This window comes from Gluconobacter sp. P5E10, assembly GCF_018812145.1.
In the GTDB taxonomy this organism is placed as follows: Bacteria; Pseudomonadota; Alphaproteobacteria; order Acetobacterales; family Acetobacteraceae; genus Gluconobacter; species Gluconobacter cerinus.
Genome location: NZ_JACRVZ010000001.1, coordinates 586431 through 603079 on the forward strand (window position 1 = coordinate 586431; position 16649 = coordinate 603079).

Annotated in this window: 13 protein-coding genes; 6 read left to right on the top strand and 7 right to left on the bottom strand. The window is 55.2% G+C overall.

The genetic code is table 11. The features are described 5' to 3' along the window. The first annotated feature begins 99 nt into the window (after positions 1 to 99). The 4 genes from KP707_RS02635 to KP707_RS02650 all read left to right on the top strand — a co-directional run bounded on the left by KP707_RS02635 (position 100) and on the right by KP707_RS02650 (position 6629). Entirely contained in the window at positions 100 to 2769 is a 2670-nt protein-coding gene (locus KP707_RS02635) for a pitrilysin family protein (RefSeq protein WP_211502050.1), read from the top strand. Between the two features lie 88 nt (positions 2770 to 2857). Next, complete coding sequence (locus KP707_RS02640; protein ID WP_211502051.1) at positions 2858 to 3352, top strand: DUF523 domain-containing protein; 495 nt, start codon at positions 2858 to 2860, stop codon at positions 3350 to 3352. A gap of 90 nt (positions 3353 to 3442) precedes the next feature. Next, complete coding sequence (locus tag KP707_RS02645) at positions 3443 to 5260, top strand: M3 family oligoendopeptidase (RefSeq protein WP_211502052.1); 1818 nt, start codon at positions 3443 to 3445, stop codon at positions 5258 to 5260. 7 nt (positions 5261 to 5267) lie between these two features. Further along, a complete protein-coding gene (locus KP707_RS02650) occupies positions 5268 to 6629 on the top strand; it encodes an AarF/ABC1/UbiB kinase family protein (RefSeq protein WP_086634566.1) in 1362 nt (453 codons plus the stop codon). Positions 6630 to 6702: 73 nt separating this feature from the next. On the opposite strand, the gene KP707_RS02655 is transcribed toward KP707_RS02650, so the two are convergent. The 7 genes from KP707_RS02655 to KP707_RS02685 form a co-directional block, all read right to left on the bottom strand. Next, positions 6703 to 8076, bottom strand: coding sequence for a glycosyltransferase family 1 protein (locus KP707_RS02655; protein ID WP_211502053.1), 1374 nt, complete (start codon positions 8074 to 8076; stop codon positions 6703 to 6705). Continuing rightward, positions 8073 to 9533 carry a glycosyltransferase family 1 protein gene (locus tag KP707_RS02660; protein WP_211502054.1) on the bottom strand — a complete coding sequence of 487 codons (1461 nt, stop codon included), beginning with the start codon at positions 9531 to 9533 and terminating at the stop codon, positions 8073 to 8075. Before KP707_RS02660 ends, KP707_RS02655 begins: the two co-directional genes overlap by 4 nt. Positions 9534 to 9899: 366 nt before the next feature. Next, positions 9900 to 11114, bottom strand: a complete 1215-nt coding sequence (locus KP707_RS02665) for an HAD-IIIA family hydrolase (RefSeq protein ID WP_338085299.1) — start codon at positions 11112 to 11114, stop codon at positions 9900 to 9902. A 132-nt stretch (positions 11115 to 11246) separates the two neighbouring features. Continuing rightward, positions 11247 to 12158, bottom strand: coding sequence for a GDP-mannose 4,6-dehydratase (locus KP707_RS02670; protein ID WP_211502055.1), 912 nt, complete (start codon positions 12156 to 12158; stop codon positions 11247 to 11249). Between the two features lie 9 nt (positions 12159 to 12167). Then, entirely contained in the window at positions 12168 to 13151 is a 984-nt protein-coding gene (locus KP707_RS02675) for a GDP-mannose 4,6-dehydratase (protein ID WP_064273974.1), read from the bottom strand. Between the two features lie 215 nt (positions 13152 to 13366). Beyond that, positions 13367 to 13783 carry a hypothetical protein gene (locus KP707_RS02680; protein ID WP_211502056.1) on the bottom strand — a complete coding sequence of 139 codons (417 nt, stop codon included), beginning with the start codon at positions 13781 to 13783 and terminating at the stop codon, positions 13367 to 13369. Between the two features lie 106 nt (positions 13784 to 13889). Next, entirely contained in the window at positions 13890 to 14114 is a 225-nt protein-coding gene (locus KP707_RS02685; protein ID WP_211502057.1) for a hypothetical protein, read from the bottom strand. Between the two features lie 52 nt (positions 14115 to 14166). Here KP707_RS02685 and KP707_RS02690 point away from each other — a divergent pair, with 52 nt between their 5' ends. Further along, on the top strand, positions 14167 to 14334 hold the full coding sequence (locus KP707_RS02690; protein WP_211502058.1) for a hypothetical protein: 168 nt from the start codon (positions 14167 to 14169) through the stop codon (positions 14332 to 14334). 98 nt (positions 14335 to 14432) lie between these two features. Beyond that, a complete protein-coding gene (gene uvrB / locus KP707_RS02695; protein ID WP_277355119.1) occupies positions 14433 to 16640 on the top strand; it encodes an excinuclease ABC subunit UvrB in 2208 nt (735 codons plus the stop codon). Positions 16641 to 16649: the final 9 nt, after the last annotated feature.

Below are 16649 nucleotides of genomic sequence, written 5' to 3' on the forward strand. Positions count from 1 at the left end.
ACAAGGGCGGCATCCCCGCACCGAGTGGGGTCACAAAATATCCACATGACTTGGGATCTGTAACTGTTACGTTACATTGACCGATACACTGATGAAGTCATGTCGATGCATATTTTTCAAAAGACATTTCTAGCGATTTCCCTGCTCACGGGTCTGGCCTGCTCAACGGCTTATGGCGCAGACATTGGGCGCGAAACTTTGCCGAATGGTTTGCGGGTCGTTGTGGTCCGCAATCCGATCGCCCCTGCCGTCAGCGTGCAACTGAACTATATGGTGGGGTCTGCTGCGGCTCCGAAAGGCTTTCCGGGAACAGCTCATGCGCTTGAGCACATGATGTTCCGTGGAACGCCCTCTCTCAGTGGAGACCAGCTTTCAACAGTGATGGGGACGCTAGGGGGGCAGTTCGATGCTTTCACGCAGACGGACCTGACCCGCTATCACTGTCTGATTCCGGCGCAGGATCTGGATGTCGTCCTACATATGGAAGCGGATCGGATGCAGCATCTTTCATTGGATGCGGGGCAGTGGGCGAAAGAGCGGGGTGCGATTGAGCAGGAAGTTTCGCGGGATCTTTCGAGCCCTGATTTCCGGCTGAAAGAACAAATGAATTCTATTCTGTTTGAAAACAGCGGCTACGATCATTCGCCGTTAGGAACCCGGCTGTCTTTCGAGGCGACAGACGTGAAGCTCCTACGAGATTTTTACAGTAAATGGTATGTGCCCAATAATGCTGTTCTAGTTATCGTCGGGGATGTCGATCCGGCTACGAGCCTGAAGCAGGTTGAACAGATCTTTGGATCTATTCCCGCACGGCCGCTTCCAGAACGTCCGAAGGCTCCTGTTACGCCGGTTGTTCCCCAGGCCTTGAGCATGCAGTCAAATTATGCGGTCGATGGGGTTACTTTGTTCTGGAGAGGACCCACTCTCCGCGATAGGGATGCTCCCGCTGCAGTCCTGTTGGACGCAGTTCTTTCGAACCGTCGTGGACCCCTCTACAAATTGGTGCTGCAACATAAGGCGCTGTCGGCGGAATTGGGTATCGCTCGGGGTCTTCACACGGGAACCGTTCAAGCATCTTTGACAATTCCCAGAGGAGGCGACCCAAAGGCGGCTATGGCCCTTCTCAAGACGACACTTACTGAAATTCGGGCCAAGGGTGTATCAGCGGATGTGCTCGAGGGTATGAAAAAACGGGTGCTTTCGTCGAAGGCTTTTGAAAAGAACTCCATTGCAGGGCTTGGTAGTCAATGGTCTGCCGCTGTGACAGCAGAGAATGCCGATAGCCCCGATGCTGTCTACGATCGTTTTACAAAAGTGACTGTGCAGGACGTCAATGCTCTGGCGCGTAAACTTCTGGATCCGGAACATGCCGTTGCGGTGACGATGCTTGCATCAGATCATGCGGTTTTGCCAGCAGGAACAGGCTTTGGTGGCGCAGAATCCTTTGGCAGTCACGCTAGCGCGACAGGGCCGCTGCCTGATTGGGCCAAGCCGATTGAAAATGTTCCCGTGCCCCCAATCTACGACGCGCCGGATGCAGACTTCATGCTTCCAAACGGTCTGCGGGTGCTGGTGCGAACCAGACATATCAGTCCAACGGTATTTTTGTTTGGGTACATAAAGTCCGACCCTGACATGCAGGCCCCAACCGGAAAAGACGGAGTTGCCGCCCTGACAGGTCAGTTGTTTTCGTTTGGCTCAGTTACACGAGACCGGGAAATATTAGAGAAGAATCTGGATGATCTGGCAGCTACTGCAAGAGGTGGGACCAATTTTTCCATTCGAAGTCGGACACAGGATTTTGGTGCAGCCCTTACCATTTTGGCAGACTTGGAACTGCACCCGGCGTTTCCCCAATATGCGTTTGATTTGATACGTCAGAACATGATCCGTCTGCAGTCAGGGGCTGAGCAGATGCCTGCCTATCGTTTTCGGAGAAGCATCACGAACACATTGATGCCGGAAGGTTTTCCCTCTCGTCGCATGCAAACCATGAAGACACTATCGGATCTGACCCGTGAGGACGTGCTATCCTATTACGCGTCCGTCTATCGACCAGATATGACGACGATAGAAGTTGTTGGTGACATTTCCGTCGAAAAGGCACGCAGACAGATCACAGCGGCCTTTGGGGGCTGGAAAGCCAGCGGACCAAAGCCAGATGTGGATTTGCCAGCCCTTCCATTGCGTACGCTTCCGGAAGTCCAGTCCGTCAAAGATTCTGTTCGGTCACAGGATATGGTGATTATCGCACAGGCGAATGCCCACGGATGGACGGACCCTCAGCGTTACAACATGATGTTGGCTGATACCATGTTAACCAAAGGCCCTGACAGTCGCCTGTATCAAGATCTGCGGATCAAAACGGGATATGTTTATACTGTCGAATCAATGGTCTTTGCTCAGAAAAATTTTGGTACCTACAGTGTGGGTTTTGGTGCTGATCCTGGCTCCGTGAAGGTCGCGCGGGAGCATGTTCTGCAAGAGCTGCAAAGCATGGCAGCAACGCCCGTCACTATTGGAGAGTTGAACAGGGCCAAAGCTCATTTGATCCGCGATATGATTCTCTCAAATGCGACTATGACGGCACCAAGCGGCCTTGATGCAGATCTGACACTACATGGACTAGGCTGGGAGCATTTGAACGATGCCGCCAAAGCCTATCAGGCTGCGACACCTGAAAGCGTTCAGGCGGCATTCAAAAGTTATATTCGTCCAAATGGGTTTGCGACGTTCATATTGGGGCCAATGCCGGCGGGCCTGAACTGAGGCAGAACCAGAAGGCGTTCTGTTTTCGGGCAGATGAGGGTATTGGAACAGAATTCTTAGATGCTCCGAAAGCAGGATATTGCCGCTCGTGAAGAACCGAATTCTGGTCAGTGCCTGTCTGCTGGGTCAGCCAGTCCGATATGATGGCAAGGCAAAGACCCTTCTGCACCCGCTGCTTCAGCAATGGCAGGAAGAGGGACGTCTGGTTGTGGTCTGTCCCGAGCTTGCAGGTGGGATGCCCGTTCCACGCCCCCCGGCGGAAATCGGGGCACGGCAGGATGGCAAAGATGTTCTTCTGGGTGAGGCGCGTGTGACCGACACGTCCGGTGCAGATGTGACGGATGAGTTTATAGCGGGAGCCCGGATTGCCCTGAACGTCGCGCAGGCACAGGGATGCGGGTTCGCGTTGCTTATGGAAGGTAGCCCGTCCTGTGGAAGTCAGATGATTTATGACGGCAGTTTCAGCGGGCAGAAACATGCCGGAGCAGGTGTAACGGCTGCGCTGCTCAGCCAGAACGGGATTCAGGTTTTCAGTCAGGACACGATTGAAGATCTGAGGATTGCTGTTCAGTCAGCCCATTAAATACTGCTCTGAATGGGGTCAGTGCATTTCCTACCGATTTGTCATCAACCTCCCGTTTGACCCGGCGGCAGGGACGTCTAAATTCAAATTATGAACAGTCAAAATCTCTCAGCGGCCACTGGCCCGTCTGCCCCCTCGGCCGAGAACGGTGTTCCGCCGCGCTGGGACCTGTCCGATCTGTACGCGTCGTTGGACGATCCGGCGATCGAACAGGATTTCGCGACTCTGACGTCATCCGCCAGGGCTTTCAGCGAAACCTGGAAAGGCAAGCTCGGTCAGGCCGATGGTGCTGCTTTGGCGAAGGCATTCGCAGAATATGAGCGGATCGAGGAAGGGCTGGGACGCATCGGCTCCTTTGCCCAGTTAGGTTTTGCCGCTCATACGACAGATCCGGTCTGGGGTCGTTTCACACAGGGCATTCAGGAGCGTGTCACAGACATTTCTGCTGATCTGCTCTTTTTCTCGCTGGAACTGAACCGTCTGGATGACGATGTTCTGGACAACGTGTCAGTTGCGCCAGAAATGACTAAATGGCAGCCGTTCCTGCGGGATCTGCGGGTATTTCGTCCTTATCAGCTCTCGGATGAGGTTGAGCAGGTTCTGATGGACAAGTCCGTAACGGGACGGAGTGCCTGGAACCGGCTGTTCGATGAAACCATGGCCAGCCTGACTGTTACGCTTGATGGAGAAACAAAGCCCCTCGGTGCGGCGTTCAACACTCTGACGAGCGCTGAACGTGACAGGCGTGCCGCAGCCGCAGAGCAGATCAGCGCTGTACTGGCAGACAACTCCCGTCTCCTGACGATGATTACCAACACGCTCGCCAAGGATAAGGCGATCGGGGATAAGCTCAGAGGCTATCCGCGCCCGTCCAGCAGCCGGAACCGTGGCAACATGGTCGAGGACGAAGTTGTGGACGCGCTGGTCAGCGCCGTTGATGAGGCTTACCCGCGTCTGTCCCATCGTTATTACGCAATGAAGGCCAAGTGGCTCGGTCTGGACAAGCTGGAGCACTGGGACCGGAATGCGCCCCTGCCGGGTGTGGCTGACACGGTTATTCCGTGGGAGAGCGGCAAAGAGATCGTTCTCAATGCCTATACGGGTTTCGATCCGGCGCTTGGAACACTGGTGGACCGCTTCCTGACGCATCCATGGATTGATGCGGAAGCCGCACCGGGCAAATCTTCGGGGGCTTTTGCCCATCCAACCGTACCGTCCGTCCATCCCTATATCCTGATGAACTATCATGGTCGCGCCCGCGATGTGATGACGCTGGCTCACGAGCTTGGGCATGGTGTGCATCAGATCCTTGCTGGCCAGAAGCAGGGTTATCTGAACTCCGCGACGCCTCTGACACTGGCTGAAACAGCGTCCGTCTTCGGTGAGATGTTGACCTTCCAGTCTCTGCTCGATCGGGAAACCGATCCGAAGCGTCGCCGTCATCTTCTGGCAGCGAAAGTGGAGGACATGCTGAACACGGTAGTCCGCCAGATCGCGTTCTATCAGTTTGAGGTTCGCGTGCATGATGAGCGGGCCAAGGGTGAGCTGTCCGCAGAGCAGCTTGGTTCCATCTGGCGCGACGTACAGGAACGAAGCCTCGGTCCGGCGTTCCACTTTACGCCGGATTATGACGCCTATTGGTCCTACATCCCGCACTTTGTGCATTCGCCGTTCTATGTGTACGCCTATGCGTTCGGGGATTGTCTGGTGAATGCGCTGTATGGCGTCTATCAGGACCAGCCTGACGGCTTTGCCGACAAATACCGGACCATGCTCGAAGCTGGCGGGACACTTCGCCACAAGGAATTGCTGGCGCCGTTCGGTCTTGATGCGACGGATCCGGGTTTCTGGCGTAAAGGACTGGATGTAATCTCGGGTCTGATTGATCAGCTCGAGCAGGAGGGCTGAGGGCACCATGGCGCGCGATCTCGATAATACCGGTTTGATGGGCGAACTTCGCCGGATGGCACGGACATCTGGTGCAGTCGGCGGCATCGCTGCGCGCCTGGCTGGAAACCGTCTTGGTATCAAGACGGACAAGGGTGTCCACGCTGAAGGCCTGAAGTCTTCGCTGGGCAACCTGAAGGGGCCGCTCATGAAGGCCGCTCAGCTTCTGTCCACCATTCCCGGCGCTCTGCCGGATGAATATGCGGAAGAACTGGCTCATCTTCAGGCCAATGCGCCCCCGATGGGCTGGAACTTCGTACGTCGTCGAATGACGGCGGAACTGGGTGCTGGCTGGGAAAAGAACTTCCGCTCCTTCAGTCACGAAGCCGTAGCCGCGGCGTCTCTGGGGCAGGTGCATCGGGCCCGTCTGGTTGATGGACGCGAGGTGGCCTGCAAACTCCAGTATCCGGACATGCAAGGCGCGGTAGATTCCGATCTACGGCAGTTCCGTGCGGCTCTTGGCGTATATAAGCGGTTTGAGACAACGATCCGTCAGGACGAGGTTTACACCGAACTGTCTGACCGGCTTCGGGAAGAGCTGGATTATCGTCGGGAAGCCAGTCATCTGCGCCTGTATCGGGACATGCTGTCTGAAACCCCGACTGTGACCGTTCCGGCACCCATTGAGGAACTGTCCACCGGGCGTCTTCTGACGATGGACTGGGTGTCTGGTCGCGGCATGAAGGCGGTTTTGGCGTCTGAGGCGACGCAGGAGCAGCGGGATGATATGGCGCGGGCGTTGTTCCGGGCCTGGTACACACCGGTTTATCGCTACGGTGTCATTCACGGTGACCCGCATATGGGCAATTTCACCGTGCGCGATGATTACGGTCTGAACCTGCTGGATTTTGGGGCCGTCCGTATCTTCTCCCCTCGGTTTGTTGAGGGCGTGGTGGATCTGTTTGCCGCGCTTCGGGATAACGATGAAGACAGAGCTTTCCACGCCTATAGCAAGTGGGGCTTCGAAGGTCTGTCGCGCGAGACGGCTGAGGTTCTGAACGAGTGGGCTCGTTTCTTCTATCGGCCGCTGATGACTGATCGTGTTTGCTCTATGCAGGAGAGCAATGATCCAGCCGAAGCCAAGCAGGTTCTGGAAAGGGTCTATGACGGGTTGAAACGAACGGGAGGGGTGAAGCTCCCTCGTGAGTTTGTTCTGATGGATCGCTCGGCAATTGGCCTGGGAAGCGCGTTCCTCCGTCTGGGCGCGCGTCTGAACTGGCATCAGATGTTCCAGGAGTTGATTGACGGTTTCGACGTGAATGTTCTGGCGGCACGTCAGAAAGAAGCTTTGGCTAAGGCCAAAGTACCTCCTGCGCTGTCATCCCTCTAATTAAAAAGGGGCGTCCTCCATGCGGAAGACGCCCCTTTTTAAGTTCAGGCCAAGCTAATGACTGAAGAAATTCTCAGCTTATGAACTTGAGAATGGCTTTGGCGCTTTCAGTCCACGGGACCGGCTGGAATTCTGAGCGGACCTGTTCTGTCCAGGCTTTCAGGCCCTCAGTATCTTCAATGGTCTTGCGAATGAGCGTGTAGGCTTCATTGATATTGTCCGGGTTGAAATAGCGGCTCAGCTGGCCCCCAGCTTCCGGAATGGATGTGGTTCCTGATGCCAGACAAGGGCGCCCCATGGACAGGCTTTCCGTCACAGGCAGGCCCCAGCCTTCAAAGAAGGAGGGGAAAATCGTGAAACTGCAATCAGCGTAAAGGCGTCGCAGTTCGGCGTCTGTAGGGTTCTGGATGAAGCGGATCTTTCCATCCAGCCACTCAGCGTTTTCGAGTTGCTGCATGAGGTCGGAAACCAGCCACCCCTCGCGCCCCGCAAAAACGAGCGTGGGAACATTTTCTGCCGGCATTTCCTCAAGCATTCTGCGCCAGACCCGGAAAAGAAGGGCATGGTTTTTGCGTGCTTCAATGGTGGAAACGAAAAGAACGTATGGTTCCTGTATAATCGGCTCAGGTGCCATAGGGGCGTCGGCAAGACCAAAGCCCGTACCAAGTGGAACGGTCTGGACCGTGACATGAGTGCCCACATCCTGCTCGGCCAGATAAGACTGAACGTCCCGTGCCGTTGCATCACTGTTGGCAAAAATCATATCAGCCAAAGGAAAGATTGCGCTGTGCCAGGCTTTGAATGTGATGATGATGCCACGATCGCACCATTCGGGGTGACGAACGGGAACCAGATCATGCATGAGCATTCCAAACGACATGCGCAGCTCGTCGCGCATCCATCGAATGCTCTGAACATAGTTGGCATGATGCCAGGGGGCGCCGAGAGTTAGGAAAACGTCGCCTGGTTGGGCAGCATCAGCCAGCTTCGTGCCCTCGTCGTATTGAGCTGATGGCTTCTCCTGCTGGCGCTCTTGCATTTTTGCCCGGCCGAGATCCAGGGCAAAATGTCCAAGGGCGCGAGGGACAGTGACAAGCTCTTTAAGCGCCCAGCTTTCTGCTTGCAGGAACGTGGAAAGGACGTCCTGCGAGGCCACTTTTTCAATCGGTGGGGTAACGGGGAACGATCCGGCTGATCGAGAAGATCCGATTTGGGCACTATTACCTTCCATGATTTGCCGAAACAGGGCCTCAATGGAAGACCAATCTACTGTTCGGAAGCCACGGGGATCCGCAGAGTCTGCCCCACGGCGGACGAACTGGATTTCATGGCTGCGAAGCTCACGCAAAGCAGCACAAATCTCGAAAACGACGCGCTGAATTCCGCTCGGTCGACTATGATGCAGGAGATGGAACAGCAGGTCGTCAATATCTACCCAAAGTGTCATGACAGGCCTCCGCTCAGATAAGCAGCGTGGCATGCATCCAACACTGCATCTGCGCTGTCTTCCCATGGCACAGGCTTGAACTGGGTTCGGACCTGCTCCTGCCAGGCCTTCAAACCAGCTCGGTCTTCGATTGTTCCGCGCACAACACGATAGGCGTCGTCGAAGTCTTCAGGGTCAAAGTAGCGCGTCAGCGGGCCACCAGCTTCGGGAATGGAGGTTGAATTGGATGCCACACAGGGACGACCATTCACGAGACTTTCGGTCACTGGTAGTCCCCAGCCTTCGTAAAGCGACGGAAAAAGAGTGAACATGCAGCCGTCATAAAGATGGGCCAGTTCATCGTCACTTGGATCGCGCAGAAGGCGAATTTTTCCGCGCAGCCATTCCGTGTTTTCAAGCTGCTGCATGAGGTCAGAAACCAGCCAACCCACGCGCCCTGCAAAAACGAGCGTTGGTACCTGATCTCTTGGAAGGTCAATGACCATACGCCGCCAGATCCGAAACGCGAGCAGGTGGTTTTTGCGTGCCTCGAGTGTAGAGACAAAAAGGACGTAACTGTCCTTCGCGGGAAGACCCAGGGGCCTTTGGCCCTCAGCGTGTCGAGGAGGGCCAAAGCCACTGCCAATTGGAATGGTCTGAACCGGCCCCTGTAATGTCAGGCGCTGTTTACGGGCATACTCTTCAACGCTGCTAGCCGTGGAATGACTGATGGCTAACAGGCGGCCACACTGCGGGAGCGTCGTGTCCAGCCAGTGACGGAAATCGCAAATGAGCGAAAGGGCACACCATTCGGGCCTGACGGCTGGAATGAGGTCGTAAACAAGGAGAACGGGTTTGACGCCAAAAGCCTTGCGCAGGCGCGCCAGGCGCTCCCCAAAATCTGGCTCGGACCATGCCGCACCAAGGATCAGAAAAATATCCCCTGGGCTCGGTGATGCCTCTGGGTGTGCTGCGACATAGGCGGGGGAGGGCTGAGCCACGGGAGCGGGCTGTACAGCAGTTGATGCCTGGCGATGAAGCTTTGAACGCGCGTAACGTTTCAGGAGCTGTAATGCGCGCAACTGATTAACAGCGATGTTGAGGAGTGGGCGGGCAAGTTCCGGCGGCAGACTTTCCAGGCGTCGGATAACGGTATGACGGAAGCTGCGCATGAGCGAGCGGGCGTTCTGTCGCGTTTTTTTTGCGACTGTCGTCCGGGGCGGCGTGATTTTTTCTTCCGAACGGACGGAGAAAAGCGCTTCCAGTTCCTCAAAAGTAACTGACGAGAGAAGGCAGGCTTCCTCTTTGCCGCGCCGGGTCAGAACTATGCGACCGATACCTGGCTTTTGGGCAGCCTGCTGCCGGATGACATGCAGTATTTCAAAGACAACGCGCTGAATTCCGCTAGGACGCGCATTGTTTTCGAAGTACTGAAAGATGTCTTCGACGTCGATCCAGATAACGTAATCTTTGTTCATGGGTCCAGGCTAGCTTCAGTTTGGCCGACGGAAACGGCATTCATTCAAATCATTTTGAACGAAGATTGTATGACAAGTGTCGTCCAGTGATCAAGGGCGTGTGCCTAACTTCCAGAGTATCGAGGAGTTGTTATTTATTTCTCGATATTACTTTGATTTTGACACAATTGTTTGATCTGTGGGTGTCGCGACAGAGCAGAAAACACGTTGCAGGTGCACAGATGACGGACACGCATCGGTAGGGCGAAGGTAAAGAATTTGTCGCGATGACAAGCTCACTCTAGAAACTTCACTCTATCAGGTCACATACGATAAACGCGAAAAATTTGCGTAAACAGGTATCCGACGGAGCCTGAAAACCCTTATTTACTGGAATGCGTTCATCTGGGAAGCCAGTTCATAAAGAAGCAGCGGACCAACACGAATACCTTCAATTCCAGCGGCTTCGGCAGCCTGGATGTCCGAAGTCTGGTCTCCAAACATAACGCAACGCGCGGGGTCTAACTCCCACCGGCTTGATAAGTCGAGTATCATACCTGGCGATGGCTTGCGGTTCGGGCTTTGGCCACGATACCGGTCCACCACGGCTTCCGGATGCATGGGGCAGTATCGCCAGTCATCGACCGTTCCGCCATGCTCGCGAATTGTGTCGATCACCCAGCTCATAAGCTGTTCGAGGTGGTCCTCAGTATAAAGCCCGCGGGCAATTCCAGATTGGTTTGTCACGATGAAAACGTGATGGCCGCTGTCAGTAATCTTCGCGATGGTCTTCAGCACATCCGGCTCCCATTCGAAGCGGTCGCGTGTTCCAACCCAGCCATGATCGTGATTGATCACGCCATCACGATCAAGAAATACCGCTGGACGGAGAAGGGTGGTCGGGAGGTGCGTCTTCGCTTTGGCGCAGTCTTCTGGTCGCCTCACATCCCAGACATCTCCGGGAACCGACAAACCTTTTAGGACACCGTTCTTAAGGAGAGCGGGCAGGACGTCCTGCTCTGGCGAGCATGCTGCCGTCAGATACGGGAATATGGAGTGGTCGAATAGAAAGATACCGCTCTTTTCAGGGGCGGCTGGATAACTGTGCTGTGTTGTTAAAAGAGACGGAGCAACCTTTTCGTCGTCTTCCCCCGAGCAAGCCAAACTCTCTTGATCGTCGCTGTCATCCACACGAAGCAATGCCCAGTTTCCTTGTCCGGCATGCGTAAGAAACCGTGCCAGATTGCCCGAAAAGAGAACCTCTCCGTAACAAAAGAGAAAGCATTCCTGAAGGTGCTGACGCGCATGATGAAGCATGCCGCCACTGCCAGCCTGATGAGGTGCTGTTAGAAGAGTAATGTTTGCCGGTTTCGGAAGGCGTGAGCGGATCAACTCAACAGCAGTTTCGAAGTGCAATACGGACTGCTCTGTCGCCAGCAGTACGAAATCTTCTATTCCAAAACGCTGCATTTCGCGCATGAGCCATGCCAGAAACGGTCTATCTCCACACTGCATGAGAGCGTGTGGAGGTGTATCTGTCTCACCGTGTAGTTCTGTGGGTTCGAGCAGGATCACACATTGTCGGACAGGAAAATGGCTCACAATTAGTGTCCGCTTATGCTCGACAGCAGATAAGGTCCGAAGAGTTCAAATACGTGTTTTTCTGACGTCTGCTTCAGGAACGTTGTACGACTGAAATCACTGCTCTGCAGCATCTGTGATTGTAGGATATGACTATTCAGTTCCAGCACGCTCTAAACAATCTGTGTAAATATCACTCAACGTTTGCTCCCAAGGGATACGAGGCGTCCATGAGAGAAGCTGTCTGGCTAAGGACCCATCACCACGGGCGACGGGAGTGTCTGAAGGGCGCAGACGGTTTGGGTCCGTGAGAATGTCGGCCTTGACCCCGCTGAGGGCGATGAGGTCATCCAGAATGGAACGAATTGAGCGTGTCTGTCCCGAACAGAGGTTGAGGATTGTCCCGCGTTCCAGAGCGTTGTCGGGCATCAGGACGTCAAGATAAGCATCGCAGACATCCCGTACGTCCAGAAAGTCCCGTTGGGCTTCCAGGTTGCCTACGCGGATTTCTGGGGCTTGAAGCCCTTTGGCAATGCGGGCGATCTGTAAGGCGAAAGCCGGAACGACAAAGTCAGCTGACTGGTTCGGGCCAGTGTGATTGAACGGTCGCATCCGGATGACATTCAAGCCCTCCTTTGCCATAGCGCCCAGTGCCAGATCTGCGGCAGCCTTGGTGGCGGCATAAGTATTGCCAGGGGCAAGAGCCGCATCTTCTGCGACGGGAGTTCCGCGCTGGAAGGTGGAGCCATAGGCTTCAGCCGTTGACGCAAACAGAAGTCGGCCCTGCGGAGCATGACGCTGCATGCTTCGTGCAACATGGAGCGTGCCCTGCAGGTTGACCTGCCAGGCATGATCGGGGTCCTGCCTGGCGTTTCCAATGCTTGAGATGGCTGCCAGATGAATGCAGTGATCTGGTTTGCTGGTTGCTACAGCCGCATCGACGGCTTTTGCATCCCGAATGTCCGGACTGGACGGAAGGATCTCGCTTTGCGGAAAGCGAGCCTTCAGTCGGTTTTTTAAATGCTGTCCGACAAAGCCCCGCTGGCCCGTAACAAGAATACGCATGAAACGTCCTTAAATGGCCGTTCGGTTGCGATGGCGGGCCAGGTCAGCGTCCACCATTTCGGCAACCATGCTTTCAAGGGTTGTCTCAGCTTCCCAGCCAAGAACGCGCTTGGCTTTGCCAGCATCCCCCAGAAGAACTTCCACCTCAGCGGGGCGCAGGAAAGCCGGGTTTGTGACCACATGGTCTTCGTAGTTCAGGCCAGCGTAAGAGAACGCGATGCGGCACAGGTCGCGAATGCTCGTCGTGCGACCTGTCGCGACGACATAGTCGTCCGGGGTGTCCTGCTGCAGCATAAGATGCATGGCGCGAACGTAATCGCGGGCATGGCCCCAGTCCCGTGTTGCGTCCAGGTTCCCGAGCGGAAGTTCCTTTGCAAGCCCCAACTTGATGCGCGCTACGCCGTCCGTAACTTTGCGGGTTACGAATTCAATGCCGCGAAGGGGACTCTCATGGTTGAAGAGGATGCCTGACGATGCATGCATTCCGAAGCTTTCACGATAATTCACCGTCATCCAGTGAGCGTAGAGCTTGGCAACTGCATAGGGAGAGCGGGGATAGAACGGGGTGTTTTCGTTCTGAACCGGCTGCTGGATCAGGCCATACATTTCAGACGAAGACGCCTGATAAAATCTGGCTTTGCTTTGAACAATACGAGCTGCTTCCAGAACGTTGACAGCGCCAATGCCCGTCACGTTCCCTGTGAGGAGCGGTTGCTGCCAGGACGCTGCAACAAAACTCTGGGCGGCTAGATTGTAAATCTCGTCTGGTCGGACGGTTTCCATGATGCGGATCAGGGAAGAAAGATCCGTCAGGTTGCCATCGATCAGCTCAACATCGTCAATAATTCCGAGCCAGCGAAGTCTTTCTCCGACAACATCTGCTGAGGCGGAGCGGCGCAGAAGACCTACAACGCGGTAGCCCTTTTTAAGCAGAAGCTGGCTGAGATAAGCACCGTCCTGGCCGGTGATTCCTGTGATGAGCGCTGTAGTCATGGTTTTCCTGATCCCGGTTTCGGTCCCGATCCGCGACTGTCTTCCGGCCGCATGAGTTCGTGGTGGGTTAGCGCTTCAGCCTCAAGACGGTCAATGCGTGAGCGCACTCTGGTGTCTTCGGCAAAGGTGGCAATTTAATGGGAGCACGAATGGATGCCCCCATTGAGGAAAGGAATACAAAGCTCGCCTCAATCGCCGCAGCAGCATGAAGAGGCTCAGAAAATCTCTTTGATCAGATCATTGCCGATGCTGAAGCCTGCACCAGCTTCTACGGACCGTGCAAAGCCTGAATTAAGGATATTCGAGAAAAATCCGTTATCCTGCGCTTGCCCAACAACCTGAACAGGGGGTTGAGCATCATATGGCGATTGGGCCGCCGCCACCGGCTGCTGGTTTGAAGCCGCATTTGTAAGCGCTGCGTGCAATTGCTGAAGCAGGTTTGTGACCTGTTGCTGTTCAGCCTGAAAAGAGAGCGCCAACTCCCGCAGATCCAAAGACCACTCGCGGGCCTGCATGTCCCCGGTTTGAGCCGCGGTCTGCATCTTTGCACCCAACGCCTGGAGCGCCTGCGCAGACTGCTGGGCCTGTTGCTGAAGCTGATTATACGTCTGTTCGATCGTCTGGACGTCCATGATCGGTCTTCCTTCAGAAATATGCTGGTCTGCATAGCGCGGGAAAACGAGTTTCACTATCCATTTTTAGAAATGTTATGTCATGGATGATATTTCATCACTTGCCCTACTGGGAAAATGTGGCTGTGGCGGATGTCAGAATGCGGGACAGCACGAGCTTGGCCGGTCGGGGCAGGACAGTTGGTTTAGGCATCTTCAGTGCAATCGTCCTGCATGGTGCTATGGCGCGAGCCCAACCTGTCAGCACGTTTGCGAGCATGCCGATATTGTCTGCAAAGGATTTGTCTTTTTCCGCCACGTCACAGCCGGACGGTGTGAAAGGAGAGGTCATTCATGTGCAGGGCCGTAAGTCGATAATGCGGCCTGCTGTGAAAGAACCATTGATGCGTCAGTTTTCTGATGGGCATACGGAGCGTGATGTTCAGGTCTGGCCCGGAGTTCGCGTTCATGTGCGGCTAGGTGCTGATATGGATCATGACCCTGTCACAGGCGCGAATTTAAAGGCTTTCGGGGAGGCTTACGAAAGTTCATCCCCTCTCGTTCGGCATTAGAGTGATAGCCGGTTGCAGGAATTCTTTGCGAAGAACGAAACGACAAGCCCGGTGAGACGCTCTTGTGATGTTCCCGTTTCTTTCCCATCTTGGACCCTATGGCCAAAAAACCTTCCGCGCTCCGCAATGCGACCGAAATGCCCCTGACGGCATTCATCCCTGAAAAGCAGCCCACCAAGGCGAAGACGCGGAAGTTTGTGGTCAAGGCTGACTATGAGCCCGCAGGGGATCAGCCGACTGCAATCGGGGAACTTGTTCAGGGTGTAGAGGCCGGAGAGCGGGATCAGGTTCTGCTTGGTGTAACGGGGTCGGGCAAGACGTTCAGCATGGCCAAGGTCATTGAGCGGACACAGAAGCCTACCTTGATCCTTGCGCCAAACAAGACGCTGGCTGCCCAGCTTTACGGCGAGATGCGGCAGTTTTTTCCTGATAATGCCGTCGAATATTTTGTCTCGTACTACGACTACTATCAGCCTGAAGCCTACGTTCCACGGTCAGATACGTATATCGAGAAAGACAGCCAGATCAACGAACAGATCGACCGGATGCGCCATGCAGCAACGCAGGCTCTGCTGGAGCGGAATGACGTTATCATCGTTGCGTCCGTATCCTGCATTTACGGTATCGGTTCGGTTGAGACGTATTCGAAGATGGTTGTCCGGCTTGAGGTGGGCGGCGAGATTGATCGCGAGAAGCTCATCAAAGCTCTTGTCGAGCTTCAGTATCGTCGCAACGATGCGGCCTTTGAGCGCGGGACATTCCGTGTGCGCGGCGAACAGATCGACATTTTCCCCGTGCAGAATGAAGACCGCGCTTGGCGTGTCTCTCTGTTCGGGGACGAAATCGATCAGATCACCGAGTTTGACCCTCTGACGGGAAACAAAACGGCGGATCTGGCCGAGATTAGTGTTTACGCAAATTCGCATTATGTGACACCGCGACCAACGCTGAATCAGGCGATGATCGGGATCAAGAACGAGCTGCGGCAGCGGCTTGCGCAGTTTACCGAAGAAGGAAAGTTGCTGGAGGCAGAGCGCCTGTCACAGCGGACAACGTTTGATCTGGAAATGATCGAAACGACGGGGGCGTGCAAAGGGATTGAGAATTACTCCCGTTACCTCTCAGGCCGTGGTCCCGGTGATCCGCCGCCGACACTGTTCGAATATCTACCGGAAGATGCTCTTCTGATTGTAGATGAAAGCCACGTCACAGTGCCACAGATTGGCGGCATGGAGCGCGGAGACAGGGCACGGAAGTCCGTGCTGTCTGACTTTGGATTCCGGCTGCCATCCTGCATTGATAATCGCCCGCTCGCCTTTGGTGAGTGGAATGCTTTCCGGCCGCAAAGTATCTTTGTCTCGGCAACGCCTGGTCCGTGGGAAATGGAACAGACTGGGGGGGTGTTTGCCGAGCAGATCATTCGTCCGACAGGTCTGATTGATCCGGTCACGGATGTGAAGCCCGTGGAAGGTCAGGTTGATGATCTGCTGCACGAAGCGCGTGAGACGATTGCCAAGGGCGGACGCATTCTTGTCACAACGCTGACCAAGCGGATGGCGGAAGATCTGACGGATTATCTTGGCGAAGCGGGGATCAAAGTGCGTTATCTGCATTCTGATGTGGATACGCTGGAGCGGATCGAAATTATCCGTGATCTGCGTCTGGGTGCTTTTGATGTTCTGGTCGGGATCAACCTGCTGCGAGAGGGTCTCGACATTCCGGAATGTGCCCTCGTCGCTATTCTGGATGCAGACAAGGAAGGCTTCCTGCGATCCCGGACATCGTTGATCCAGACAATCGGCCGTGCAGCCCGTAATGTGGATGGTCGAGTTCTGCTGTATGCGGACAAGATGACGGATAGCCTCAAATTCGCGATTGAGGAAACCGCTCGGAGACGCGCAAGACAGACTGAGTGGAACGACGCTCATGGGATTACGCCCATGACAGTGCGTTCGAAGATTGGTGATGCGCTGTCGTCTATCTTTGAGCAGGACTACGTCACTGTTGCACCTGATGGCGCTGGCGACACGGAAGAATTCGTTGGCAAGTCTCTGCCTGTTACGATTCAGGAGCTGGAAAAGCGGATGCGCGAAGCCGCAGCCAATCTGGACTTCGAGCAGGCTGCCCGGCTGCGTGATGAGGTGCGGCGTCTGGAAGCTATTGATATGGGGCTGGAGCCTCCGCCGCTGGCAACGTCCACCGCCGGGCGGCCGGGGGGCGGGAAAAAGCCAAAAGGCCCAACGCCCCTCGGGCCGGGCGGCGGAGGCTATGACCCGAACAAGCGCAAACGTGGCGGGCGTCGCTGATCCGGCTAT